The sequence below is a fragment of the Candidatus Allofontibacter sp. genome, from assembly GCF_040404065.1.
Taxonomy (GTDB): domain Bacteria; phylum Pseudomonadota; class Alphaproteobacteria; order Pelagibacterales; family Pelagibacteraceae; genus Fontibacterium.
In genome coordinates, this window is record NZ_JBBAJM010000001.1 from 840,744 (window position 1) to 865,816 (window position 25,073).

The following is a 25,073-nucleotide window of genomic DNA, read 5'->3' on the forward strand; positions in this document are numbered from 1 at the left end:
AATTTTAGTTAGTTAATTCAATATTCAAACCTAAAGATCTAATCTCTTTAATTAAAACATTGAATGACTCCGGAACTCCTGATTCAAAATCATCATCACCTTTAACAATAGTTTCATAAACTTTTGTTCTTCCTGCAACATCATCTGATTTAATTGTTAACATCTCTTGCAAGGTATAAGCAGCACCATAAGCTTCTAATGCCCAGACTTCCATTTCTCCAAATCTTTGACCACCAAATTGAGCTTTTCCACCTAATGGCTGTTGAGTAACTAAACTGTATGGACCAGTAGAACGAGCATGGATTTTGTCGTCAACCATGTGAGCTAATTTTAACATATAAATAATTCCAACTGTAACTTGACGATCTATTTTTTCACCTGTTCTACCGTCATATAAATCTGTTTGACCAGATTCTGGTAATCCGCAGAATTTTAACATTTCTGTAACATCGTTAACACTTGCTCCATCAAAAACTGGAGTTGCAATAGGAACTCCACTTGATAAATTGTGACTCAATTCAGTAAGCTCAGAATCAGATAAATTTTTAATCTCATCTGCTATTTCGCCTTTGTAAATTTTTCTTAAATAACTTTTTAGCTCTTCTTTTCTAGAAGAATTTTTTTGAACATCCTCAATTAATTTTTTAATTTTTTCGCCCATTTCAGAGCAGGCCCATCCTAAATGAGTTTCAAGAATTTGACCTACGTTCATACGACTTGGGACGCCAAGTGGATTTAAAACAATATCAACAGGTCTTCCATCTTTCATGTAAGGCATGTCTTCTGCAGGAACAATTCGACTAATAACTCCCTTATTACCATGTCTGCCTGCCATTTTATCTCCAGCCTGAACTTTTCTTTTCATGGCAACGAAAACTTTTACCATTTTCATTACACCTGGTAACAAGTCATCACCTTTTTGAATTTTATCAACCTGGTCTTCAAATCTAGTTTGAATATCTTTTTTAGCTTTAACAAACTGTTCTTTTAAAATTACTAAATTTGATTGAACTTTTTTGTCCTCAACAAATAATTTGAACAATTCATTAGCTGTTAATTCAGATAAATTATCTTCTGATAAAACTGTGCCTTTTTTTAAAGATTTAAAATCTTCTTCAAGTTTAGCAGAAGATAGTGTGCTTTTTACTCTGGCTTTGATGTTAGATTCTAATATTTCTTCCTCTGCATTTTTGTCATTTTGAACAGATTCAATCTCAGCTCTCTCGATAGAAATTGCTCTCTCATCTTTTTCAATTCCATGTCTATTAAATACTCTAACTTCAACAACAACTCCGTTCGTTCCTGAAGGCATTTTTAAGGAAGTATCTCTTACATCAATTGCTTTTTCACCAAAAATTGCTCTTAATAATTTTTCTTCTGCGTTAACAGGGGAATCTCCTTTTGGAGTAACTTTTCCAACTAATATATCTCCTGGTTTAACTTCAGCTCCAACATAAACAACTCCAGATTCATCTAAATTAATTAAATTTTCTTCTGCAGTGCTTGGAATATCTCGCGTGATTTCTTCAGGTCCAAGTTTTGTGTCTCTCGCCATAACGCTATATTCTTCGATGTGAATAGAAGTGAAAACATCATCTGTTACGCATCTTTCAGAAATTAATATCGAGTCCTCAAAGTTGTAACCACGCCAAGGCATAAATGCGACCATTACGTTTTTGCCTAAAGCTAACTCACCAAACTGAGTTGAAGGACCGTCTGCAATCACGTCCCCTTTTCTAATTTTGTCTCCCACTATAACTAGGGGTCTTTGATTTATACATGTGTTTTGATTTGATCTTTGAAACTTACTTAAATTATAAATATCGACTCCAGATTTGGTAAGATCTTTTTCAGTTGTTACACGAACAACAATTCTTTTTCCGTCAATTTTATCAACAATTCCGTCTCGTTTTGCAACTAAAGTTGCTCCTGAATCTATAGCAACATCTTTTTCTATGCCTGTTCCAACTAATGGAGATTCATTTTTAATCAATGGAACAGCTTGCCTCATCATGTTCGATCCCATCAAAGCTCTGTTTGCATCATCATTTTCTAAAAATGGAATTAAAGCTGCCGCAACTGAAACAACTTGTTTTGGTGAAACGTCCATAAAATCAACGTTCTCAGGCTTGGCCAATTCAAATCCTAAAGATTTTCTGCAAGATACTAAATCGTCAACAAATGTATTATCTTTACTTAACGGAGAGTTAGCTTGAGCAATTGTGTATTTGCCTTCTTCCATTGCAGACAAATAATGAATTTCTTTTGTTACTTTTCCACTAACAACTTTTCTATAAGGACTTTCAATAAATCCATATTTATTAATTCTTGAATAAGTTGCTAGACTGTTAATTAAACCAATATTTGGTCCTTCTGGCGTTTCTATAGGACATATTCTTCCATAATGAGTTGGGTGAACGTCACGAACTTCAAACCCTGCTCTTTCTCTATTTAATCCGCCAGGCCCAAGAGCTGAAACTCTTCTTTTATGAGTTATTTCTGCAAGGGGATTTGTTTGATCCATAAATTGAGATAATGGAGAAGTTCCAAAAAATTCTTTAAGACAAGCAGCAATTGGTTTTGCATTAATTAAATCTTGTGGCATCACGGAATCAATTTCAACTGAGGCCATTTTTTCTTTAATGGCTCTTTCCATTCTTATTAGTCCAATTCTAAATTGATTTTCTACCAACTCTCCAACTGATCTAAGTCTACGATTTCCAAGGTGATCAATATCATCTACTTCGCCTTTTCCATCTTTAAGATTCAGCATGTGTCTTACGATTTCAATAATATCTTCTTTTCTAAGAACTGTTAATTTTGGATCACAATCAAGATCCATTCTTGCATTCATTTTTACTCTACCTGTTTCTGAAAGATCATATCTTGTGTGATTAAAGAATAGATTTCCGAATAAATTTTTAGCAGTCTCAATTGTTGGTGGCTCGCCTGGTCTTAAAACTCTATAAATATCCATGCTAGCTTCATCTTGATTAAGATTTTTGTCTATAGTTAAAGTATTTCTTAAAAATGGACCTCTATTAACACCATCAATATCAAGTAAATAAAGACTTTTTACTTTAAGATCTGTAAGTTTTGTAATTAAGTCGTTAGTAATTTCATCTCCAGATTCAGCAATAACCTCACCTGTTTTTTCATTAATAATATCGTTTGCTAGATATTTCCCAAATAAATCGGCTGTTTTAACTAAATAATTATTAAGTCCCTCTTTCTTTAATTTTAACGCCATCGGATAAAGAACTTTTGTATCTTTTTTAATGACAACTTTTTTAGTTTCAGCATTAATTAAATCGTTTCTTAATTTGTAATTTTTGAAATTTTCTGGGGTAAATTTTGTTTTCCAATCATCTTCTGACGTTAAATCGTATCTAATATTTTCGTAAAAAAGACTTAAAATATCATCTCTGTTAAAGCCAAGAGCCATTAATAATGTGGTTACGGGTAATTTTCTTTTTCTATCAATTCTAAAATTTAAAATATCTTTGGTATCATATTCAAAATCTAACCAAGATCCTCTGTAAGGAATAACTCTACAGCTAAATAATAATTTTCCACTTGCATGTGTTTTTCCTTTGTCGTGATCGAAGAATACTCCTGGACTTCTATGCATTTGATTTACACAGACTCTTTCAATTCCATTTATAACAAATGTTCCTCTTGGAGTCATAAGAGGAATATCACTCATGTAAACTTCTTGTTCTTTAGCTGATAAAACTTGTTTTGTTTGTTTTTCTTCGTTGATGTCGTAAGCAACTAATCTAAGTGTGGTTTTTAATGCAGCAGAATACGTTAAACCACGTTGATGGCACTCTCCAACTGTATATTTTGGTTTTTCAAATCGATATGAAATATATTCAATAGTTGCTAATCCAGAAAATTCTTCTATTGGAAAAATATCTTTGAATACTTTTGTAATTCCAGAATTAGTTTTATTTTCTATATTTGCTTCTAAGAAATTTTTATAAGAATTAACTTGAACTTCAATTAAATCGGGAATGTTAAGTATATTTTCTAATTTGCCGAAACTTTTTCTAACTTTTTTTTTATCTGTAAAAGATAATAACATAGTTTATTACCCGAATATTTTATTATCCGGTTCTAAAAAAAATTTTAAATTTACTTAAGTTCTACTTTTGCACCAACTGCTTCAAATTTCTTCTTAACATCGTCAGCATCTTTTTTGCTAACACCAGCTTTAAGTTGTTTAGGTGCGCCTTCAACCAAATCTTTAGCTTCTTTTAAACCCAAACCAGTAAACGCTCGTACTTCTTTAATAACTCCAATTTTATTATCACCCGATGACACAAGGTTAATTATAAAGTCATTTTTTTCTTCAGCCGGCGCTCCTGCCGCTGCCGGAGCTGCTGCTGCAACTGGTGCTGCTGCTGACACTCCCCATTTTTCTTCTAAAGTTTTTGAAAGTTCTGCTGCTTCAACTACAGTCAGTTTCGATAACTCTTCTACAATTTTATTTAAGTCTGGCATTTTGAATATCCTAGTGGGTTTAATTTTTTAAATTTTTAGCGTGCATCAAATTAACTATTTTTGAGCTTGGTGCAAGCAAAATACTAATAATTTTTTGCGCTGGAGCAGCTAAAATACCTACAATTTTAGCTCTTGCTTCATTTAAAGTAGGTAAAGTCGCAATATGAGCAACATCTGATGGTTCTAAAAGCTTTTCGTCCATCAAACCACCAAGAATTTTTAATTTTTCATTGCCTTTAGAAAACGTGACTAAGGTCTTAGCAAGAGTAATGGGGTCTTTTGAACATGCAATAGCCGTTGGTCCTTTAAAAAACTTCTCTAACTTCTCAGCTTTAGATCCTTTAAGTGCAATTTTTGTAATTCTATTTTTAGTAATTTTTAAAAAAGCTCCACTCTCTCTCATTTTGGCACGAAGACTTTCTAAATCTTTAACCGTGATGCCCTCGTAATGATAAACTAGAATTCCTTCATTAGCGGCAATCACAGATTTTAAATCATTTACGTATGTATTTTTTTGTTCTCTATTCATTATATACCTGAAAGCTGAAGTTTAACTGATGGACCCATAGTAGTTGATAAATAGATTGAGTTTATAAAATTACCTTTAATGCCAACTGGTTTTTCTTTTGAAATAATCTCATAAACACTTTTGAAATTTTCAGACAGTTCTTTGTAAGAAAATTTAACTTTACCAATTGATAAACCTAGATTTCCATCTTTATCACATTTAATTTCGACTCTTCCTTTTTTAATTGCCTCTACTGTAGATTTAATATCTTTTGCAACTGTTCCTAATTTTGGATTTGGCATTAATCCTTTTGGTCCTAATACTTTTCCTAATTTTCCAACTTTAGCCATCATGTCTGGAGTTGAAACTAATACATCGAAATTTATTTTTCCTGAGTTAATTTCATTAATTAAATCATCCGATCCAGATATTTCTGCTCCTGAAGATTTCGCTTCATCTATTTTGTCATTAGCACAAATAACCGCAACTTTTATCTTTCTTCCATTTCCATTTGGTAAATCAACTACTGTTCTTAAATTTTGATCTGTTTTAGCTTTGTCAATATTTAAAAAAAAAATTGCCTCCACTGATTCAGTAAATTTTGTATTTGATTTTGTTTTTAATAATTTAATCGCTTCAGGTAATGTTAGTTCTTTTGTTTTGTCGTGACCCTTAACTAAAGCGCTAAATCTTTTTGAATGTTTTTTTGCCATTAATCTTTTACCTCAACTCCCATCGACCTAGCTGAACCAGCTATAATTTTAATAGCTTGTTCAATGTCAAAAGCATTTAAATCTTTCATTTTAATTTCAGCAATTTTTTTTAACTGAGCTTTAGTAATGGAGCCCGCAGAAACTCTGCCTGGTTCTTTTGAGCCGCTTTTGAGTTTAATAGCTTCTTTAATTAAGAAAGATGCTGGAGGTGTCTTAATTATAAAATCAAATTTTTTATCTTTATATATTGTAATAACAACTGGAACTGGTTGTCCCATTAATAACTTAGTTTTATCGTTAAATGATTTACAAAACTCCATTATATTCACTCCTCTTTGTCCTAAAGCAGGTCCTACAGGAGGAGCAGGATTGGCTTGACCGCCTTTAATTTGCAATTTTAAAATTCCTGAAATTTCTTTAGCCATACTTAAATCTTTTCTACCTGCCCGTATTCTAACTCTACAGGTGTGGGCCTACCAAATATCGAAACGGAAACCTTTAGTCTAGACTTTTCTTCATCAACTCCCTCTACAAGGCCACTAAATGAAGCAAAAGGTCCGTCACATACTCTAACTTGTTCGCCAATATCAAAACTTATTGTAGTTGAAGGTTTAAGAGCTCCATCCTCGATCTTGCCCATAATCTTTGCGACTTCAGCATCGGAGATTGGAGTGGGCTTGCCTGGAACACCTAAAAATCCTGTAATTCTTTTTATAGATTTAATTAAATGATAAACTTGATCATTCATATCTAGTTTAGCTAAAAAATATCCTGGAAAGTATTTTTTCTCAGAAGTAGTTCTTTTGCCTTTTTTTACTTCTGTAACTTCGTGTGTTGGAACTAATGTTTCTTCAAAATGATGTGATAAACCTTCTTTTTCAAGTTTTTCAGGAATAAGACCGGCTACTTTTTTTTCTGCTCCTGAATGAGCCTGAATTATGTACCATTTCATCATAAATTAAATACCTAATAAGAATGTTAAACCTAATTTAAAAATTTGATCTAATAACAAGAAAAAAAGGGCAGCTACTACTGACATAAAAAAAACTGTTAATGCCCCAATAGTAGTTTCTTTTCTTGTTGGCCAAGTTATTTTCAAAGCCTCCTGCTTAACAGATCTTAAAAATTGAATAGGATTAAACATATTTAATAATCTGTGGCAGGAGTGGAGGGACTTGAACCCGCAACCTCCGGTTTTGGAGACCGGCGCTCTACCAATTGAGCTACACTCCTAAGATTTATTCTATAATCTTAGTAACTACTCCAGCTCCTACGGTTCTGCCTCCTTCTCTAATCGCGAATTTCAAATTATTGTCCATCGCAATTGGAGTAATTAAGGTAACAGTCATTTTTGCATCATCACCAGGCATAATCATTTCAACACCAGCTGGTAATAAAACTTCTCCTGTAACGTCTGTAGTTCTAAAATAGAACTGAGGACGATATTTAGTAAAGAATGGAGTATGTCTTCCACCCTCTTCTTTTTTCAGAATGTAAGCTTGAGCTTCAAATTTAGTATGAGGTTTAATTGATCCTGGCTTAGCCAAAACCTGTCCTCTTTCTACTTGATCACGTTCAATACCTCTTAAAAGAATACCAACGTTATCACCCGCTTCACCTGTATCTAAAAGTTTTCTAAACATTTCAACACCTGTACAAACGCTTTTTTGTGTAGCTTTAATTCCGATGATTTCCATCTCTTCACCAGTTTTAATTACACCCGCTTCAATTCTACCAGTAACAACTGTTCCTCGACCAGAAATTGAAAACACATCTTCAATCGGCATTAAGAAAGGTTTATCTTTTGGTCTGTTCGGTTGTGGAATAAATGTGTCAACAGCTTCCATTAACGCAAGAATTGGTTTCTCTCCAAGTTCAACATCACCTTCGAGTGCTTTTAATGCAGATCCTTTAATGATTGGAGTTTTGTCTCCTGGGTAACCATAAGAAGTTAGAAGTTCTCTGATTTCCATTTCAACAAGATCTAAAAGTTCTTTGTCGTTAACAGTGTCCACTTTATTTAAAAAAACAACTAGAGCCGGAACTCCAACTTGTCTTGCTAAAAGAATATGTTCTCTTGTTTGTGGCATTGGGCCATCAGCTGCATTCACAACTAAGATAGCTCCGTCCATCTGCGCGGCACCTGTGATCATGTTTTTAACATAGTCAGCGTGTCCTGGACAGTCAACGTGTGCATAGTGACGCTTTGCTGTTTCGTACTCAACATGAGCTGTAGAAATAGTAATACCCCTTGCTTTTTCTTCAGGTGTTTTATCAATCTGATCATAAGCAACAAATTTAGCTCCACCAGTTTTTGAAAGAACTTTTGTGATCGCGGCTGTTAAAGTTGTTTTACCATGATCGACGTGACCAATAGTACCAATGTTACAATGTGGTTTCGTTCTTTGAAATTTTTCCTTAGACATTTACTTTTTCTACACCTCTCAGTTTATTATTAATTTTAATCTGGAGCGGGTGAAGAGAATCGAACTCTCACAACCAGCTTGGAAGGCTGGAGTTCTACCATTGAACTACACCCGCGTAACCAAACCTTACTCCTAATTTTATTTTGTTGCCAACAATTCTTTTTTCTAACACTCCCTCTTGGTGGAGGGGGAAGGATTCGAACCTTCGTAGGCCGGAGCCAACGGTTTTACAGACCGTCACCTTTAACCACTCGGTCACCCCTCCAATTTTTCACAAAACGACGGAGGTTTTGCTTTGAGTGGCTTTCAAGTGTTCTAAAAAAGAAAAATTTTACAACACAACTTCACAATCACACTATTGCAATTTAGAAGCTTAAAATTAGGCGGAATATAATTAGTGAGCCATATTAATGCAATACATTTTTAACTCAAATTGAGGTAGTTATAATCAATAAATCAATGAAAACTGGCTCATTTTGGATAGGTGGCAAACATGCAGTTTTATCTGCCATCAAAAACCCTAAAAGAAAAATAAATAAGCTTATTGTTACTCAAGATAATGAGAAAGATTTTAATGCCAAAAATTTTAATAAAAAAATTTCAATCGAAATTAAAGACAAAAAAGAGATAGATAAAATTTTTATTAGTGAGAATGTAGTTCATCAGGGGGTTGCTGCTGAAATAGAAAGCATTCCAGTAATTGAGTTAAAAGAATATCTAAAAAAAAAAAACAGTTCACGAAACACTTTAGTGATACTTGACGATATTACTGATCAAAGAAACATAGGATCTATTATAAGATCATGCAGTGCATTCAATATTGATGCAGTTATTCTTTTAGAAAAAAATTATAACTCCAAAAACAAAATGATGTACAAGAGTGCTAGCGGAGCAATGGAATTAATAGATGTTATTCCAATATCAAATATTACCAATGCATTAGAGCTTCTTAAAAAAAATAATTATTGGATTTATGGTTTAGATGGTTATGCAAAAGAAAATATTGAAGATCAAAAATGGACAAGCCATAATGCTTTTGTTTTTGGATCCGAAGGCGAAGGATTAAGAAGATTAGTAAAAGAAAATTGCGATCATCTTATAAAAATTCAAATTAATAAAGACATAGAAAGCTTAAATGTGTCTAACGCTGTTTCTGTTACATTAGGTCTTTTTAGATATCTAGAGAAAAAAATTAAAATCCAAAACTAGATTTTAAACCATCGACCACGAACTGCACTGCAAGTGATGCTAATACTAAAGCTATCAATCTAGAAAAAACATTTAATATATTTTTGCTCGTATAATTAGCAATAAAAGCAGAAAAAATCATATGTAAAAAAGTCATAAACATTACTAGTAACAGCGCAAAATAAACCATGAATAACTTTTCTGAAGAATAAGAATTAGCGTTAACTAAAAGTACGGTTGAAGTTAATGCTGAGGGCCCTGCGATTAAAGGAATGGAAAGAGGAAAAATAGTAATTTCTTCTAATTTTTTTTCATGAGAAATCTTATTTGCACTATCCTCTCTTCTTAATCTTCTTTTATCTAGCAACATTTCAATCGAAATAATAAATAAAATAATTCCACCTGCAATTTTTAAAGAATTTAATGAGACACCAATCCAATTAAAAAAATACTGGCCTACGTATCCAAAAATGGTTAGAACCGTAAGAGCAATTAAAGCTGCTTTAATAGCAATTTTATATCTCTGCTCTCTTGTTGCACCATCAGTTAATATTAAAAATAAAGGACCTACACCTGCTGCATCAATTGCAATGAACAAAACAGCAAATGAATTAAAAAAAACAGAACTCATTAAAAATATAAATAAAGTTTTTGCATACTATTAATACTGGCGGGAGTGACGGGACTCGAACCCGCGGCCTCCTGCGTGACAGGCAGGCGCTCTAACCAAGCTGAGCTACACCCCCTAAAAAAAGTGGTGCAGTCAAAATTATGCTGTCACCACAATTAAAGTTTTCTTAATAACTTTATATATACTTATTTATATTAAATTCTAATTATTTTTTAACAAATAAACAAAAGCCTTAACTTTTTGTTTGTTATTAATATTAATGTTCGTTTCCAATCTTTTATAATTACTACCTTCAAACATATCTAATTTTTTCCATAAATTTTTTAATGCGTAAGAATAAAATAAATAACCTTCAATTCTATCTCCATTGTTATCTAAAATGAGGGCATCGTAAACTTCCTTTGGTCCAAGACTTATTTTTTTTACAAAACCATAAGTAAAAGCTGTTCTCCAGGTTCCATTAATTTCACTTAATAAGAAATTATTTTTTTCATTTGGCTTAAGACTGCCATAGACGAATAATCTATCCATAAAAAATGGTGGGCGATGAGAGACTCGAACTCCCGACCCTCTCGGTGTAAACGAGATGCTCTACCAACTGAGCTAATCGCCCTTTTGCTTAGGAGGTTTTATATAGCAATAAAAATAGAAAGAGGAAATAATAAAAACCTAATCTAACGAGGTAAGTACTTTTTAAATGCAGTAGTTTTTGAAAAGACTCTGCCTTTTAAAAGATTAAAAGTATTAAGATCTTCCTTTTTGATTTTTGCGCAAGTAATCAATCCGTATTGTTCGGAGAATTTTTCATTATAATATGTCTGTTTATTCTTAAAATCATTTACACAGTTTTTTAAATAATTTGTTGGATAAAAATACCAGATCAATAATAATCCAATAAATATATATAGATATTTTTTATTTTTTTTCATTTTTAAATATTAACTACTACTTATTAACTAAAAATATATAAGTTAACTTTTATGATTGATTGGTCGCAAGCATTTTATCTTATATTTGTTATGGTTGTTGCTGCTTCAGTTGCTGGCTTTATGGCAGGCTTACTTGGAGTTGGTGGAGGCTTAGTAATGGTGCCTGCGCTTTACTACGCATTTACAGTTCTTGGTTTTGACATGGAAACCAAAATGCATTTGGCTTTGGGAACTTCTCTTGCAATTATTATTCCCACTTCGATCATGTCTACTAAAACACATATGAAATTTAATGCTGTTGATTTTGGTCTTATAAAATCTTTCGGGATCTATATAGTTTTAGGGGTTATTACTGGAACATTCTTAGCTTCAAACTTAAAGACTGCTAACTTGATCTTATTCTTTTCCTTTTTTGCTTTTTTAGTGGGTTTGTTTTTTTTACTTTTAAAATCAAAATTAGAAGAAACTCAAAGAAATATTCCAAAAATATATAAAATTATAATTGGAAATTTTATTGGCTTTATTTCTGTGCCATTAGGAATAGGTGGCGGCTCATTATCAGTTCCTTTTATGAGATTATTTGGGTACGACATGAGAAAGGCAATTGGAACATCTGCTGCTATTGGAATCTTAATAGCGATTTCAGGAACTATTAGTATGGTTTCAAGCGGAGCATTGTTTGCAAAAGTCAACTCCCCTCTTAGTTTTGGCTACTTTAATCTGGCTGGATTTTTAGTATTTGTTCCAGTGACTATGATGATGGCACCGCTAGGCGCAAAAGTTGTTCATAAAGTAAGTAGAAACTTAATTACTAAAATATTTGGTATTTATTTAATTATAATTTCTCTTAGAAGCTTTACAGAGTACCTAAATATTAAATAATTTAATTAACAGGTCTTTCGTTTATTATCTCTTTGCTTTTTTGTGTCTGGGAAATATCAATTTCTACCCAATCAACAGGTGTTAAAGTTTTAGTTAAAGCAACTTTTAATACTTCATCAACTGTTTTCACTGGAATTATTTTTAAACCATCAATTACATTTTTAGGTATTTCAGCTAGATCTTTTTCATTTTCATCTGGGATTAAAACAGTTTTAATTCCTCCTCTAAGTGCTGCTAGTAATTTTTCTTTTAAACCACCGATTGGAAGAACTCTACCTCTTAAAGTAACCTCTCCTGTCATTGCAACATCTCTCTTAACTGGGATTCCAGTTAAAGATGAAACAATTGAAGTTACCATTGCAATACCAGCTGAAGGTCCGTCTTTTGGGGTCGCTCCTTCTGGAACGTGGATATGAATATCTTTTTTTTCAAATACCGGTGGAATAATTCCGTATTCTATACATCTAGATCTAACAAAAGATTTTGCGGCTTTAACTGACTCTTGCATCACCTCGCCTAATTTTCCAGTAATTTCCATACTACCTTTTCCTGGCATAATTACAGATTCAATAGTTAATAACTCGCCGCCAACTTCTGTCCAAGCAAGTCCTGTTACTATTCCTGTGCCATCTTTATTTTCAATTTCTCCATATTTAAATTTCTTAACACCAAGATAATCATTAAGATTTTTCTCATCAATTTTAATTGTATCTTTAGTTTTGGTAACAATGTCTTTTACACCTTTTCTTGCAAGTTTTGAAATTTCTCTTTCTAAACTTCTAACACCAGACTCTCTTGTGTAATATCTAATAATATCTTTTAAAGCTTCGTCAGATACAGCCCATTCGCCTGGTTTCAATCCATTTTCTTTTACTTGCTTTGGTAAAAGATATTTTTTAGCTATCTCCATTTTTTCATCTTCTGTGTAGCCAGAAATTCTAATCACTTCCATTCTATCTAATAATGGACCAGGAATATTTAATGTATTTGCAGTGGTAACAAACATTACATTAGATAAGTCATAATCTACTTCAAGATAATGATCATTAAACGTCGTGTTCTGTTCTGGATCCAAAGCCTCTAACAACGCTGAAGAAGGGTCTCCTCTATAATCATTTCCAATTTTATCTATCTCGTCTAATAAAATTAAAGGATTATTTTTTCCAGATTTTTTCATCATCTGAATTATTTTTCCAGGTAATGATCCAATATAAGTTCTTCTGTGTCCTCTAATTTCTGCTTCATCTCTAATTCCACCCAAAGACATTCTTACAAACTCTCTTCCTGTAGCTTTAGCAATGGATTTACCTAAAGAAGTTTTTCCAACTCCAGGCGCTCCTACTAAACAAAGAATAGGACCTTTAATTTTATTAATTCTACTTTGAACAGCTAAAAATTCTAAGATTCTATCTTTTACTTTTTCTAACCCATAATGATCTTCATCTAAAATCTTTTTCGCATTATTGATATCTGTATTTACTTTAGAGGTTTTTCCCCAAGGCAATGACACCATCCAATCTAAATAGTTTCTAACTACTGTAGACTCTGCAGACATAGGACTCATTGACTTCAATTTTTTTAGTTCAGCAAGAGATTTTTCCTCTGCCTCTTTTGTCATTTTAGCTTTTTTAATAGCTTCTTCTAAATTTTGAATTTCATCTTTTCCATCTTCTGATTCTCCTAATTCTTTTTGAATGGCTTTTAATTGTTCATTTAAATAATATTCTCTTTGAGTTTTTTCCATTTGATTTTTAACTCTCCCTCTAATTTTTTTCTCAACAGATAGAACTTCAATTTCGCTTTCGATAAATGTCAAAAGAGATTCTAATCTGTTTTGAACGGACAAGTTTTCTAATAATTTTTGCTTCTCGACTAAACTAATTTGGATTTGATTGGCAACTGCGTCAGCAACTTTTGAAGGTTCTTTTGTATCTTTAATTGCCTCTAGTCCTTCTTCGGAAACTTTTTTTGAAACTTTAATTAATTTATCAAATTTATTTACAACTGCTTTTGATAATAAAGATAAATCTTCTTTACCATGATCGTCGGATAATCCTGAGCAAGAAGCTAATAAAAAATTCTTTTCTTCATTATGATATTGATTAATTTTTACTCTTTCTTTTCCTTCTACTAGAATTTTAACTGTTCCATCTGGAAGTTTTAATAACTGTAAGATTTCCCCTAAACACCCAACTCCATAAATTTCATTATCTTTTGGATCGTCAACGTCATGGCTTTTTTGAGCTGCAAGAATAATTTTTTTGTATTTGTCCATAACACTATTTAAAGCGTTAATAGATTTCTCTCTTCCTACAAAAAGAGGAACTACCATACCTGGAAAAACAACGATATCTCTTAAAGGCAATACTGGGTATTGGCTCTGATTAGCGTTTTTTAGGTCTTTAGTGTCCATAAATTATCAATAACAATAGTTAAATTTATAACAAGATTAAATCTATATGGGGACGTTTAAAGTTATTTCAACTGTGAATAACTAGCCTATTTTACTCTCTTTACTATTAGGAATGCTTGAGGTTGTGGCTTGGTTGTTTTTCTTTGAGTAAGTAAGCAGTGGTTTTATCTTTCCATCAACAACATCTTTATTAATTACAACCTCGCTAATATTAGATTGCGAAGGAAGTTCAAACATTGTTTCAAGTAAAATATCTTCTAAAATTGATCTAAGACCTCTCGCACCTGTTTTTCTAATTAAAGCTTTTTTAGCAATAGCTGACAGAGAGTCTTTGGTAAAAGTAAGTTTAGCTCCTTCAATTTCAAAAAGCTTTGCATACTGTTTAAGTAAAGCGTTCTTTGGTTCTTGTAGTATTTTAATTAAAGCCTCTTCATGTAGATCGTCTAAAGTTGCTACAATTGGAAGCCTTCCTATAAACTCCGGAATTAATCCAAACTTTAATAAATCTTCTGGTTCTAAGTCTTTTAATATTTGACCAGTACTTTTATTGTCGTGTTCTCTAATTGTGGCTCCAAATCCCATTGCCGTACCTTTGCTTCTTACTGATACGATTTTCTCAAGTCCACCAAAAGCTCCACCGCAGATAAATAAAATATTAGTAGTGTTAACTTGTAAAAATTCTTGTTGAGGATGTTTTCTTCCGCCTTGTGGAGGAACGCTAGCAACTGTTCCTTCCATAATTTTTAAAAGGGCTTGCTGAACTCCTTCGCCAGACACGTCTCTTGTAATAGAAGGATTTTCTGTTTTTCTGCTAATTTTATCAACCTCATCTATATAAACAATTCCTCTTTGAGCTTTTTCGACGTTATAATCTGCAGCTTGTAATAATTTCAAAATAATATTTTCCACATCTTCTCCAACATAACCGGCCTCTGTTAAAGTGGTGGCATCAGCCATAGTAAATGGAACATCTAGAATTTTAGCAAGCGTTTGAGCTAATAATGTTTTTCCGCAACCAGTTGGTCCAATAAGCAGTACGTTAGATTTTGAAATTTCAACATCTTTACTACTCTTAGAATCTTGATTTAACCTTTTGTAATGATTGTGTACGGCAACAGATAAAACTTTTTTTGCTTTGTCTTGACCAATAACGTACTCATCTAAAACTTTACAAATTTCTTTAGGAGTTGGAACTCCGGCATCATCCTTAACAAAATTGCTTTTGTTTTCTTCTTTGATGATATCCATACAAAGTTCAACGCACTCATCACATATAAAAACTGTTGGACCAGCTATAAGCTTTCTAACTTCATGCTGACTTTTTCCGCAGAAGGAACAATAAAGTGTGTTTTTATTATCTTTAGCCATGTTTAAAATGATCGAATCAGTTAAGTTTTATAAAACAATGACTTGACTCTAAAAGCAAGTCTAAGTTGAATCTAAACTATATATTGCTTGTAAATTGTGGATATATTTTAGTTAATCTGCTTTTTTTTCTACCACTTTATCAATTATCCCAAAATCTTTAGCTTCCTCAGGGCTCATAAACTTGTCTCTCTCTAAAGCTTCTTGAATAGCTTTTAAGTCTTTCCCTGTGTGTTTAGAATAAATTTCATTAAGACGTTTTTTTACATAAGAAATTTCATTTGCATGAATTTGAATATCAGTGGCCTGTCCTTGAAATCCTGCAGAAGGTTGATGAACCATTATACGAGCATTTGGAAGAGAAAATCTGCTTCCTTTCTCTCCTGCAGCAAGCAAGAATGACCCCATTGACGCTGCCTGTCCAATGCAAATTGTTGAAACTGGAGATTTGACATACTGCATTGTGTCATAAATTCCGAGCCCATCAGTGACCACGCCTCCTGGGCTATTAATATATAAAAAAATTTCTTTCTTTGGATTCTCAGATTCTAAGAAAAGTAATTGAGCGCAAACTAAACTTGCTACATGAGAATTTACTGGACCTACTAAAAAGATAATTCTCTCTTTTAATAGTCTTGAATAAATATCATAAGCTCTTTCTCCTCTGCTGGTTTGCTCAACCACCATTGGAATAAGAGTGTTCATCTGAATATCAATATGATCTTTCATAGAGAATCAGATTCTACAGGCTTTGTTTATTTTTTACTAATCTTTTTTGAAGATTTTGATTTATCCTCTAATTTTGTCTCTTTTTGGGATTTATCATCACTACTGTTTGCTGACTTGGCTGATGATTTGGACTTAAGGTTTGATGACAAATCTTTTACAAGCTCTTCTAACTCTTTCTTATTAATTTCTTTAACAGTAAGTTTTGCTTTAGATTTAACTAACTCGACAATTTTATCTTCATATATTGGTCCTCTTAATCTTGTAATTTCAGAAGGATTTTTTTGGTAGTACTCTCTAATTTGTTTTTCTTGCCCTGGATACATACTCATTTGTTTTTGCAGTTCTTGTTGCAACTCTTGTGTCGTTACCTGAACTTTATAATCTTCTCCTATTTGATTTAAAACCAAAGCCAATTTAACTCTTCGTTCTGAAATATCTAAAACTTCATCTTCTTCTTCTTTAGTAAGTTTTATATCTGAATGATCATGCCCATGTTTATGATCATCATGAGGCTCATCTTTATGAGCTTTTTCATGAATAAAGCTATGCCTAACTATTTCTTGTTCATTTTTAACCATATCTTCTGGCAAATCAAATTTACAATTTTTATCAAGATAATCTAAGATTTCTTTTCTAACGATTGTTTCTGTAACTGAAGATTGTTCTCTAGATAATTGTTTTTCTAACAAAACTTTTAAATCATTTAAATCTTTTGCTCCTAAATTTTTGGCAAATTGGTCATCAATATTTACAGCTTCTGATTTTTTTAATTCTAAAATATTGCAGTTAAATATAGCGTTTTTATTTGCTAGTTCTTTATTTGGGTAATTATCTGGTAAATTAATTTTAACATTTACTTTTTCGCCAGCTTTGCACATTAATAATTGCTCATCAAAACCTTTAATGAAAAGTTCTTTTCCTAAAATAATTTGGACCTTTTCGCCTTTATTTCCTTCAAAAGCCTTACCATTAACTGTAGCTTCAAAATCAAATACTACTAAATCACTCTTAACAGATGTTTCATCTTCTTTTTTTTTAACATATTTCTTTTGACCTTCTGCTAATAAATTAATTCTGTCATCTAAATCTTTTTTTTCTATTTTTAATTTATAATTGGTAAGAGCTATTTTTTCTAATTCGATCTTTTTTATCTCTGGAGTTTTTTCTACAGAAATTGTGTATTCTAAATCCTTATCTTCTCCTGAAGATTTAATTTCAATTTTTGGCTGTCCCGCTGGTTTTATTTTATTATCATTTAAGGCTTGAAAAGTATTGTCCTGTAGAATTTTTTCAACAACTTCACCATATAAAGCTTGTCCAAATTGTTTTTTTAATAAATCAATTGGTGCTTTTCCAGGTCGAAAGCCTTTTATGCTAACTGTCTTCTGTAACTCAACAGTTCTTTCTTCTATCTTTTTATCAATCTCTTGTTTTTTAACTAAAACATTAAGATTGATCTTTAAACCTTTTGATTCTGATATTGTTACTTTCATATACTACATGGTGCGGGAGAAAGGACTTGAACCTTCACATCTTTCGATACCAGTTCCTAAGACTGGCGTGTCTACCGTTCCACCACTCCCGCTCTAATATTAATTAAAATTCAAGTGGCGAATATAGCTACATTATTAAATCCTTTCTAGGAATTATTTAAGAAAATGACATTCAAAAGGATAGGATTTGCTTACATAAAAGCTGATTAAGTTATGATTTGATAACAAAGTTGTTCTTCGTAAAAACAAAACAGAATTAATTATATTTTTTATCTAGTTGCTCTAATGTCTTTGGCAAATTCTTAATTATATCTTCCGCTATCAATCCTTTCTTTACCATTCTTGCCGCAAAAGAATGTATCCACACTCCAGCACAAGCCCCATCAAAAGATGACATTTTATTTTTACCAATGAGACTTGTTATTATTCCACTCAAAACATCTCCTGAGCCAATGACTGCTAATTCTTCAGTTGTAATTGTATTAATACAAACCTTTCCATCTGGTGAAGCAATGATTGTATCTGGGCCTTTGAAGACCACTATGCAATTTGCTTTTTTTGCTGCCGCTGCAGTTCTATCAATTTTATTTTTAAGATTTTTTAAATTTGGAAAAATTCTATTAAACTCACCTTCATGAGGTGTAATAATTTTATCTTTATTTAAAATAGAAAATAACTGTTTAGGATTCTTACTAAAAGAAGTTATTGCATCAGCGTCTATAACCACATGATTAATATACTTTGAAATTAATTTAACATTTTCAACCGTTTCTAGATTAGCGCCTGCCCCAGGACCAATAAGAAATGAAGTGATCAAAGAATTCTTCAAAAAATCTTGAAATTCTTTTTGAGAATTAATTTCAACTTTTAATAACGAAAAAAAACTTTGATTATATTTATCAACAGTATTCTTATTAGCGATAATAGTGACCGCTCCAGCTCCACAACGAATAGCAGCATTTGATGATAATAATGATGCACCTATATAATTTTTTAAAGAACCGTAAATAAAAACTTTACCCCTAGAATATTTATGAGAGTTGTATTTTTTCCAAGGAAATCTTTTAATCCATAACTTTGGATCATTCTCTGCGATCTTATTATTTATAAATTTATTTAGTGATTTTCTTATTCCAATATCTAAAATTTTTATCAATCCAGAAAAATAAACTCCAGGAAACAATACATGACCTACTTTTTTACAATGAAGAGCTAAGGTTATATTCGCCTTAATAGCTTCACCCATTATTTTTCCAGTATCAGCACTAATTCCCGTTGGTATATCTATTGAAATAACAAAAGTTTTTTTATTATTAATTAATTTAATTAAATTTTTGATATTTGAGTTTATATTTTTATTTAAACCTATTCCAAAAACACAATCTATAATTACTGGGTTTGTTTTCTTTTTAAGTTCTTTTTCTAAATCTTTTAAATTAAAGATTTTACAATTGAGCTGTTTAAAGGCTTTATAATTATCATTTTTCTTATTTTTTATTGAAAGAACTAGAAAAATTTTAACTTTATAACCTTTATTTATAAGACTATGTCCGATTATAAAACCATCCCCCCCATTATTACCGGAACCACAAACAATAAATAATTCTTCATTCTGAGAAATCTTGCTTGATATATAGTCTGCGCATTTTTCTCCTGCAGATTGCATTAATGAGAATGAATTTTTTCTTAATTTAAATTCTTTTTGCTCAATAGCTTTAATTTCTGATGAATTTAAAATCATTTTTCTAAAATCAATCTATAGTTTAATTTTCAATACTACTATTATGCATATCTGGCATAACTAAAATACAATGGAATTTATTGATTATAGTTATAGTACATCTACAATAAAAAAATAAACAAGTTTAATAAACAAAGGAGAATAATGAGCGAAGCAACAGACATTTTAAAATTAATTAAAGAAAAGGAAATCGAATTTGTAGATTTGAGATTTACTGATCCTAGAGGAAAACTTCAACATATGACTCAGGACCTAACAACAATTGATGAAGATTTTTTAAATGATGGAACATTTTTTGATGGATCGTCTATTGCGGGATGGAAGGCAATTAATGAATCTGACATGATCCTGAAACCAGATTTATCTAGAACTTTTGTCGATCCTTTCACTTCACATAATACCCTAGTTATATTTTGTGACATCATGGATCCTATAAAAAAAGATTATTACGAAAGAGACCCTAGATCTATTGCAAAAAAAGCTGAAGCTTATTTAAAAACTACTGGTATTGGCGATACTATTTATTTTGGACCTGAACCAGAATTTTTTATATTTGACGATGTTAAAATTTCTAACACTATGCAAAAAGTATCTTTCCAAGTGGATAGTAACGAAGGTCCTTATAACGGAGACAAAGAATATCCAAATGGTAACATGGGTCACAGACCAGTTGTTAAGGGCGGTTACTTTCCAGTGCCTCCAGTTGATAGCTGCCAAGATTTAAGAGCTGAAGCATTAAAAGCTATGAAGGATATGGGTGTTAAAGTTGAAAAACATCACCACGAAGTTGCTCCTTCTCAGCATGAATTAGGTACAATGTTCGATACTATGGTTCGTAATGCGGACAATATGCAAATTTATAAATATGCAGTTCAAATGGTTGCGCACTCATTTGGAAAAACTGCAACATTTATGGCAAAACCAATTAAAGGAGACAATGGCTCTGGTATGCATTGTCACCAATCTATTTGGAAAAATGGAAAGCCTCTTTTTGCTGGCGATAAATATGCAGGCCTTTCTCAAGAATGCCTGTACTACATCGGTGGAATTATTAAGCACGCAAAAGCTCTAAATGCTTTCACTAATTCTACAACAAATAGCTACAAAAGATTAATCCCTGGATTTGAAGCTCCAGTTATTCTTGCTTACTCTGCTAGAAATAGATCTGCAAGCTGCAGAATACCTTTTAGTTCTAATCCAAAAGGAAAAAGAGTTGAAGTTAGATTCCCAGACGCCGCTGGAAATCCATATTTAACTTTTGCTTGTATGTTAATGGCAGGAATTGATGGAATAAAAAATAAAATTGATCCAGGAAAACCATTCGATAAAGATTTATATTCTTTATCTGCTGAAGAACTTAAAGGAGTTCCTCAAGTTTGTGGTTCTTTAAGAGAAGCGTTAGAAAACTTAGATAAAGACAGAAGCTTTTTAACTGCTGGTGGAGTATTCACTGATGATCAAATTGACGCTTACATTGAGCTAAAAATGACTGAGGTGTACAATATGGAACACACTCCTCACCCAGTTGAATATCAAATGTATTACAGCTGCTAATTACAGCGTTTTAAAATTTAAAAACCCCGTATCTAAAAATACGGGGTTTTTTTTTGCATAAAATAAATTTACGTCTGTATTTTTTTTCAAATTAATCTAATGCTTAGTCTGTGGTTAAAAATAATAATTATTCAGCCAAAGACATTGAAATTCTAGAAGGTCTTGAACCAGTTAGAAAAAGACCTGGAATGTATATTGGTGGTACTGACGAAACTGCTTTTCACCATCTTGCCACTGAAATTATTGATAACTCGATGGATGAGGTTACTGCAGGGTATGCAAAAAATATCTACGTAAAATTAAATAAAGACAAATCTTTAACTGTAACTGATGATGGAAGGGGAATTCCTTTAGATAAACATCCAAAGAAAAATAAAACAGCACTTGAAATAGTAATGACAACATTGCACTCAGGTGGAAAATTTAAAGAAGGAACATACTCAACTTCTGCTGGCTTGCACGGCGTCGGACTTTCAGTTGTAAACGCCCTGTCTGAAAAACTTAAAATAGAAGTCTTTAAAAATTCAACTATTTTTGAACAAAATTATTCTAAAGGAAAACCTCTAAACAAATTAACCAAAAAAGGGAAATCCAAGATTAAAAATGGAACTCAAGTTACATTTATTCCTGATAAAGAGATTTTTGGAAAAGAAATAAACTTTGTTCCAAATAAATTATATAATCTTTGTAAGAGCAAAGCTTATTTAGTTAAAGGCATTACAATACATTGGGAATGTGACAGGTCGTTAATAAACCGAAAAGATGACACTCCTAACAACGCAAAGCTCTTCTTTCCGGACGGCATTATTGAATATTTAGATAGCGAAACTAAAAATTTTACTAAAATAAATGATAAAACATGCCATCATAAAAATAACTTTGATGATGATAAAGGTAAGTTTGAATTTGCAATTCAATGGCACAATGAAATCTCTGAATTTAAAATTTCATTTTGTAACTCAGTATTAACTACTAATGGCGGAACTCACGAACAAGGTTTTAGATCTGGGGTTGCAAAATCCATAAGAAAAATTGCAAAATTTAAAAACAATAAACTGGTAGCAAGTGCAAGTGCGGATGAAATCCTGTCCAACGCCAGTTACATTGTATCTATTTTTATTAACAATCCAGAATTTGAAGGACAAACTAAATCTAGATTATCATCTGCTTATATTCAAAAATATTGCGATACTTCTATAGCAAAATCAGTGGAAGATTGGTTTAATCAACATCCAAAAGCATCAAATTCTATTCTAGCTTTTATTGAAGGGAAAATAAGAGAAAAAAATTTATTAGATCAAAATCTTGATGTTGGAAGACAAAGCGCAACAAGAAAAATACGTCTACCCGGTAAACTTGCAGATTGCACAAGCTCAAAAGTAGAAGGAACTGAATTGTTTATAGTTGAGGGGGATTCTGCTGGTGGATCTGCAAAACAAGCTAGAGATAGAAATTTTCAAGCTATACTTCCTTTAAGAGGAAAAATATTAAATGTTAAAAATTCTAATACTACAAAAATATTAGCAAATACCGAGATATCGAACTTACTTCAGGCGCTTGGCTGTCAAAGACGTGAAAAGTATGTCGACAAGGATTTGAGATACGAAAAAGTAATTATCATGACTGATGCTGATGTTGATGGTGATCACATTGCAAGTTTACTTTTAACTTTCTTTTTTTGTGAAATGCCAAATTTGATTAAAAATGGACATTTATATCTTGCTGTTCCTCCTCTTTACAAACTAACTATATCAAATCAAATTTATTATGTTCGTAATGATATCGAAAAAGACAAGTTATTAAAGAATCTTAAAAAAGGATCTAAAATTGAGATAAGTAGATTTAAAGGTCTTGGTGAAATGATGGCACAGCAATTAAAAGAAACGACTATGGATATTAATACTAGATCTTTGATCAGAGTAACAGTTCCTAATAGTGATTACAAAAAAACTAATAAATTAATATCAAATATTATGGGAAAAAATGCCGATTTAAGATTAAAATTTATAGAAGAAAACGCTCCTAAAGTAAAAAATATTGACTTGTAAATATTATTTATAAAAATTTATTTTTCTTATATTATCGCACTCAACATTTCCAAGTAAGATTTGTGTGGTTACGGTTTCGTTAGGCTTAGATCTTTTTTCAGTAACAAAAGCCTCTATTTTCCCACCACTATAAGTATAAATATCAACGCTAAAAGAGTTTATTTTTTCAAATTTAGAAATATTTTTAATTTCAAAAATAATTTTGCAAGTCTTATCTGATGTTAGCAAAGAGTAAGTAACATCGAAATCATTATCTATAATTACATTTTTTGGTTTATATAAATCCTTGTCTTTAAAAAAAGGTTTACTCTCATTATTATGGTCGCCAATAATCTGTTCTGAGCCGTCATTTTTGAGTTTATTTTTTGCATCCGCTTCAGTTGAAGTAAAAAAAGAAATTAAAGATAATAATAAAAATAAATATTTCATAATACTTTGGTGCCCTCGGCCGGACTTGAACCGGCACTCCCAAAAAGGGCAAGGATTTTAAGTCCTTTGTGTCTACCAATTCCACCACGAGGGCCCTTTAAAACGTATTGGTTACCAACCTTTTTAACTATTTCGGATTTAAGTGCAACCTAAAACGCTAGTATGCCCTTATTTCTTCTTTTTATTAGTTAAAGGATCATTTGTATCCAAATACCTAAAGTACAGTCTGTTAAAATATAATAAGTTAAGGCAAAAAATTGGGTACGTAACATCAATTAAATAATTCTCAAATCTATAAAATAATAATCCAATAAAAGTTATTGTTGTAGCTATAATAGTGTAAGCGGTAAGACCATGTTTCATTGAAATATTTCCTGCGACATAAAACGCTAAAAACATACCGCTAATAAGCATAATGATCTCAATTAAAAAGGTGAAAGTATTTCTGCGTAAATAATTATCATTTACTATATTTTCAATAATATTAGCATGCACTTCTACTCCAGGTATTACTTTCCCATTTGAAATATGAGTAAAATCAAAAAGTCCTTGAGCTGAAGATCCTATTAATAATATTTTTCCCTTTATTTTATTTGAATCAAAATTTCCATTTAATACATCAACTGCTGAAATATATTGATCACTTTTAGATTTTTTATATTTAATCCAAATCATTGAATTCGCATCAACATCAATATTATAAGGTCGTAATTTTATATCTTTAATTCCATTCTCATCACTCAATACTAAAATATTTTTTTCCTTTAAATGCAGTCTTAATGCTTCAATTGAAAGAGCGGGATAAACCTGCCCTTGCATATTAATAAGTAAAGGTGCCTTTCTTAAAACTCCTTCAGTATTTCCAACTCGAGAAATTGAGCCAATGCCTTTGGCTTTTTCATTAATTGTGCTTAGTGATGTCACCATATAAGGAAATTTATAAAGAAATTGATTAATATTTAAATCTGGCCCTTTAAAAATAAAATTAACTAATGGCCTAGATTCTGTATTTTTAACTGGTTTGGTAACTTGCCCTAAAATAGGCATAACGACATTGCTATTCGATATACTATTTAAAAAAAGGTCATCACTATTTGGGAGTTTTAAAATTTCTTTTGCGAGCAAGGAATCTTGCTCAATATTAAAAGCTTTAATAACTTGTCTTGGATTAAGTTTATCTTCTTCACTAAAAAAAACGTCAAAAGCAATTGTTGATGGCTGCGCAGATGACAAATTATCTAATAGGTTTGAAAAAACTTTTCTATTCCATGGAAACTGACCAACTTCACCTAGGCTTTTTTCGTCAATATCTATAATTACGACGGGGCTTTCTTTTAGACTGTATTTAAATATTTTCTGATAATTATCTAAGCTAAAATTAGTAAAAACTTGAACCTGACTAGTATTAAGCATCTTTAAAATAATTAAAAATGAAAATGAAATTACAAATGAAATAGTAGCTCTATGTTTTCCTACAGATAACTTAATTTGATTGAATTTCTTAAAGATAGATTTCAA

The 25,073-nt window shown here is 31.6% G+C and carries 22 protein-coding genes and 7 tRNA genes; 4 read left to right on the forward strand and 25 right to left on the reverse strand.

Annotation, left to right across the window (positions count from 1 at the left end; genetic code table 11):
• Positions 1-4: 4 nt before the first annotated feature.
• The 11 genes from rpoB to AC8IG9_RS04570 all read right to left on the reverse strand — a co-directional run bounded on the left by rpoB (position 5) and on the right by AC8IG9_RS04570 (position 8,418).
• A complete protein-coding gene (gene rpoB, locus AC8IG9_RS04520) occupies positions 5-4,087 on the reverse strand; it encodes a DNA-directed RNA polymerase subunit beta (protein ID WP_507425620.1) in 4,083 nt (1,360 codons plus the stop codon).
• A 50-nt stretch (positions 4,088-4,137) separates the two neighbouring features.
• Positions 4,138-4,506 (reverse strand): 50S ribosomal protein L7/L12, encoded by a 369-nt coding sequence (gene rplL / locus AC8IG9_RS04525; RefSeq protein WP_507425621.1) that lies wholly within the window; start codon positions 4,504-4,506, stop codon positions 4,138-4,140.
• A 19-nt stretch (positions 4,507-4,525) separates the two neighbouring features.
• Positions 4,526-5,035 carry a 50S ribosomal protein L10 gene (gene rplJ / locus AC8IG9_RS04530; protein WP_507425622.1) on the reverse strand — a complete coding sequence of 170 codons (510 nt, stop codon included), beginning with the start codon at positions 5,033-5,035 and terminating at the stop codon, positions 4,526-4,528.
• Positions 5,035-5,727 (reverse strand): 50S ribosomal protein L1, encoded by a 693-nt coding sequence (gene rplA, locus AC8IG9_RS04535; protein ID WP_507425623.1) that lies wholly within the window; start codon positions 5,725-5,727, stop codon positions 5,035-5,037. Before rplA ends, rplJ begins: the two co-directional genes overlap by 1 nt.
• Positions 5,727-6,152, reverse strand: coding sequence for a 50S ribosomal protein L11 (gene rplK / locus AC8IG9_RS04540; RefSeq protein ID WP_507425624.1), 426 nt, complete (start codon positions 6,150-6,152; stop codon positions 5,727-5,729). The genes rplA and rplK overlap by 1 nt, the downstream gene beginning before the upstream one ends.
• A gap of 2 nt (positions 6,153-6,154) precedes the next feature.
• Positions 6,155-6,682, reverse strand: coding sequence for a transcription termination/antitermination protein NusG (gene nusG / locus AC8IG9_RS04545; RefSeq protein ID WP_507425625.1), 528 nt, complete (start codon positions 6,680-6,682; stop codon positions 6,155-6,157).
• A 3-nt stretch (positions 6,683-6,685) separates the two neighbouring features.
• On the reverse strand, positions 6,686-6,871 hold the full coding sequence (gene secE / locus AC8IG9_RS04550; protein ID WP_507425626.1) for a preprotein translocase subunit SecE: 186 nt from the start codon (positions 6,869-6,871) through the stop codon (positions 6,686-6,688).
• A 13-nt stretch (positions 6,872-6,884) separates the two neighbouring features.
• Positions 6,885-6,960: transfer RNA gene (locus tag AC8IG9_RS04555), tRNA-Trp, on the reverse strand.
• A gap of 5 nt (positions 6,961-6,965) precedes the next feature.
• On the reverse strand, positions 6,966-8,153 hold the full coding sequence (gene tuf, locus AC8IG9_RS04560; protein WP_507425627.1) for an elongation factor Tu: 1,188 nt from the start codon (positions 8,151-8,153) through the stop codon (positions 6,966-6,968).
• A gap of 41 nt (positions 8,154-8,194) precedes the next feature.
• A tRNA-Gly gene (locus AC8IG9_RS04565) sits at positions 8,195-8,268 on the reverse strand.
• A gap of 64 nt (positions 8,269-8,332) precedes the next feature.
• Positions 8,333-8,418 (reverse strand) — tRNA-Tyr (locus AC8IG9_RS04570).
• 194 nt (positions 8,419-8,612) lie between these two features.
• On the opposite strand from AC8IG9_RS04570, the gene rlmB reads away from it, so the two are divergent.
• On the forward strand, positions 8,613-9,362 hold the full coding sequence (gene rlmB, locus AC8IG9_RS04575; RefSeq protein ID WP_507425628.1) for a 23S rRNA (guanosine(2251)-2'-O)-methyltransferase RlmB: 750 nt from the start codon (positions 8,613-8,615) through the stop codon (positions 9,360-9,362).
• Here rlmB and AC8IG9_RS04580 read toward each other — a convergent pair.
• The 5 genes from AC8IG9_RS04580 to AC8IG9_RS04600 form a co-directional block, all read right to left on the reverse strand.
• Entirely contained in the window at positions 9,346-9,972 is a 627-nt protein-coding gene (locus tag AC8IG9_RS04580) for a MarC family protein (protein WP_507425629.1), read from the reverse strand. The two genes, rlmB and AC8IG9_RS04580, sit on opposite strands and share 17 nt — an antisense overlap.
• 37 nt (positions 9,973-10,009) lie before the next feature.
• Positions 10,010-10,087, reverse strand: a tRNA-Asp gene (locus AC8IG9_RS04585).
• An 86-nt stretch (positions 10,088-10,173) separates the two neighbouring features.
• A complete protein-coding gene (locus AC8IG9_RS04590; protein WP_507425630.1) occupies positions 10,174-10,503 on the reverse strand; it encodes a gamma-glutamylcyclotransferase family protein in 330 nt (109 codons plus the stop codon).
• 6 nt (positions 10,504-10,509) lie between these two features.
• Positions 10,510-10,585: transfer RNA gene (locus AC8IG9_RS04595), tRNA-Val, on the reverse strand.
• A gap of 61 nt (positions 10,586-10,646) precedes the next feature.
• Entirely contained in the window at positions 10,647-10,901 is a 255-nt protein-coding gene (locus AC8IG9_RS04600) for a hypothetical protein (RefSeq protein ID WP_507425631.1), read from the reverse strand.
• A 51-nt stretch (positions 10,902-10,952) separates the two neighbouring features.
• Here AC8IG9_RS04600 and AC8IG9_RS04605 point away from each other — a divergent pair, with 51 nt between their 5' ends.
• Entirely contained in the window at positions 10,953-11,783 is an 831-nt protein-coding gene (locus tag AC8IG9_RS04605) for a sulfite exporter TauE/SafE family protein (protein ID WP_507425632.1), read from the forward strand.
• Between the two features lies 1 nt (position 11,784).
• Here the strand turns inward: AC8IG9_RS04605 and lon are convergent, their stop codons facing one another.
• The 6 genes from lon to AC8IG9_RS04635 all read right to left on the reverse strand — a co-directional run bounded on the left by lon (position 11,785) and on the right by AC8IG9_RS04635 (position 19,524).
• Complete coding sequence (gene lon, locus AC8IG9_RS04610) at positions 11,785-14,196, reverse strand: endopeptidase La (RefSeq protein ID WP_507425633.1); 2,412 nt, start codon at positions 14,194-14,196, stop codon at positions 11,785-11,787.
• A gap of 81 nt (positions 14,197-14,277) precedes the next feature.
• Complete coding sequence (clpX, locus tag AC8IG9_RS04615; RefSeq protein WP_507425634.1) at positions 14,278-15,564, reverse strand: ATP-dependent Clp protease ATP-binding subunit ClpX; 1,287 nt, start codon at positions 15,562-15,564, stop codon at positions 14,278-14,280.
• Between the two features lie 111 nt (positions 15,565-15,675).
• Positions 15,676-16,290: an ATP-dependent Clp protease proteolytic subunit gene (locus AC8IG9_RS04620; protein ID WP_507425635.1), complete on the reverse strand. Its 615-nt coding sequence runs from the start codon at positions 16,288-16,290 to the stop codon at positions 15,676-15,678.
• A 26-nt stretch (positions 16,291-16,316) separates the two neighbouring features.
• On the reverse strand, positions 16,317-17,783 hold the full coding sequence (tig, locus tag AC8IG9_RS04625; protein ID WP_507425636.1) for a trigger factor: 1,467 nt from the start codon (positions 17,781-17,783) through the stop codon (positions 16,317-16,319).
• Between the two features lie 8 nt (positions 17,784-17,791).
• Positions 17,792-17,875, reverse strand: a tRNA-Leu gene (locus tag AC8IG9_RS04630).
• 164 nt (positions 17,876-18,039) lie between these two features.
• Positions 18,040-19,524: an NAD(P)H-hydrate dehydratase gene (locus AC8IG9_RS04635; protein WP_507425637.1), complete on the reverse strand. Its 1,485-nt coding sequence runs from the start codon at positions 19,522-19,524 to the stop codon at positions 18,040-18,042.
• Between the two features lie 144 nt (positions 19,525-19,668).
• On the opposite strand from AC8IG9_RS04635, the gene glnA reads away from it, so the two are divergent.
• The gene (gene glnA / locus AC8IG9_RS04640) at positions 19,669-21,078 is read left to right on the forward strand and encodes a type I glutamate--ammonia ligase (RefSeq protein WP_507425638.1); all 1,410 of its coding nucleotides are present in this window, start codon (positions 19,669-19,671) and stop codon (positions 21,076-21,078) included.
• A gap of 110 nt (positions 21,079-21,188) precedes the next feature.
• A complete protein-coding gene (locus AC8IG9_RS04645; RefSeq protein ID WP_507425639.1) occupies positions 21,189-23,126 on the forward strand; it encodes a DNA gyrase/topoisomerase IV subunit B in 1,938 nt (645 codons plus the stop codon).
• Positions 23,127-23,129: 3 nt separating this feature from the next.
• On the opposite strand, the gene AC8IG9_RS04650 is transcribed toward AC8IG9_RS04645, so the two are convergent.
• From AC8IG9_RS04650 to AC8IG9_RS04660, 3 genes are all read right to left on the reverse strand, one after another.
• Positions 23,130-23,555: a hypothetical protein gene (locus tag AC8IG9_RS04650; RefSeq protein ID WP_507425640.1), complete on the reverse strand. Its 426-nt coding sequence runs from the start codon at positions 23,553-23,555 to the stop codon at positions 23,130-23,132.
• Positions 23,556-23,562: 7 nt separating this feature from the next.
• Positions 23,563-23,649, reverse strand: a tRNA-Leu gene (locus AC8IG9_RS04655).
• A gap of 74 nt (positions 23,650-23,723) precedes the next feature.
• Positions 23,724-25,073 (reverse strand): CHASE2 domain-containing protein, encoded by a 1,350-nt coding sequence (locus AC8IG9_RS04660; protein WP_507425641.1) that lies wholly within the window; start codon positions 25,071-25,073, stop codon positions 23,724-23,726.

Bases quoted from the DNA above. Each gene is read 5' to 3' on its own strand.
- AC8IG9_RS04580 (WP_507425629.1), bottom strand. From the start codon at position 9,972: ATGAGTTCTGTTTTTTTTAATTCATTTGCTGTTTTGTTCATTGCAATT.
- secE (WP_507425626.1), bottom strand. From the start codon at position 6,871: ATGTTTAATCCTATTCAATTTTTAAGATCTGTTAAGCAGGAGGCTTTG.
- AC8IG9_RS04600 (WP_507425631.1), bottom strand. From the start codon at position 10,901: ATGAAAAAAAATAAAAAATATCTATATATATTTATTGGATTATTATTG.
- rlmB (WP_507425628.1), top strand. From the start codon at position 8,613: ATGAAAACTGGCTCATTTTGGATAGGTGGCAAACATGCAGTTTTATCT.
- nusG (WP_507425625.1), bottom strand. From the start codon at position 6,682: ATGATGAAATGGTACATAATTCAGGCTCATTCAGGAGCAGAAAAAAAA.
- AC8IG9_RS04620 (WP_507425635.1), bottom strand. From the start codon at position 16,290: ATGAAAGATCATATTGATATTCAGATGAACACTCTTATTCCAATGGTG.
- tuf (WP_507425627.1), bottom strand. From the start codon at position 8,153: ATGTCTAAGGAAAAATTTCAAAGAACGAAACCACATTGTAACATTGGT.
- AC8IG9_RS04590 (WP_507425630.1), bottom strand. From the start codon at position 10,503: ATGGATAGATTATTCGTCTATGGCAGTCTTAAGCCAAATGAAAAAAAT.
- rpoB (WP_507425620.1), bottom strand. From the start codon at position 4,087: ATGTTATTATCTTTTACAGATAAAAAAAAAGTTAGAAAAAGTTTCGGC.
- rplK (WP_507425624.1), bottom strand. From the start codon at position 6,152: ATGGCTAAAGAAATTTCAGGAATTTTAAAATTGCAAATTAAAGGCGGT.
- clpX (WP_507425634.1), bottom strand. From the start codon at position 15,564: ATGGCTAAAGATAATAAAAACACACTTTATTGTTCCTTCTGCGGAAAA.
- tig (WP_507425636.1), bottom strand. From the start codon at position 17,783: ATGAAAGTAACAATATCAGAATCAAAAGGTTTAAAGATCAATCTTAAT.
- lon (WP_507425633.1), bottom strand. From the start codon at position 14,196: ATGGACACTAAAGACCTAAAAAACGCTAATCAGAGCCAATACCCAGTA.
- AC8IG9_RS04650 (WP_507425640.1), bottom strand. From the start codon at position 23,555: ATGAAATATTTATTTTTATTATTATCTTTAATTTCTTTTTTTACTTCA.
- rplA (WP_507425623.1), bottom strand. From the start codon at position 5,727: ATGGCAAAAAAACATTCAAAAAGATTTAGCGCTTTAGTTAAGGGTCAC.
- AC8IG9_RS04635 (WP_507425637.1), bottom strand. From the start codon at position 19,524: ATGATTTTAAATTCATCAGAAATTAAAGCTATTGAGCAAAAAGAATTT.
- rplJ (WP_507425622.1), bottom strand. From the start codon at position 5,035: ATGAATAGAGAACAAAAAAATACATACGTAAATGATTTAAAATCTGTG.
- glnA (WP_507425638.1), top strand. From the start codon at position 19,669: ATGAGCGAAGCAACAGACATTTTAAAATTAATTAAAGAAAAGGAAATC.
- rplL (WP_507425621.1), bottom strand. From the start codon at position 4,506: ATGCCAGACTTAAATAAAATTGTAGAAGAGTTATCGAAACTGACTGTA.
- AC8IG9_RS04605 (WP_507425632.1), top strand. From the start codon at position 10,953: ATGATTGATTGGTCGCAAGCATTTTATCTTATATTTGTTATGGTTGTT.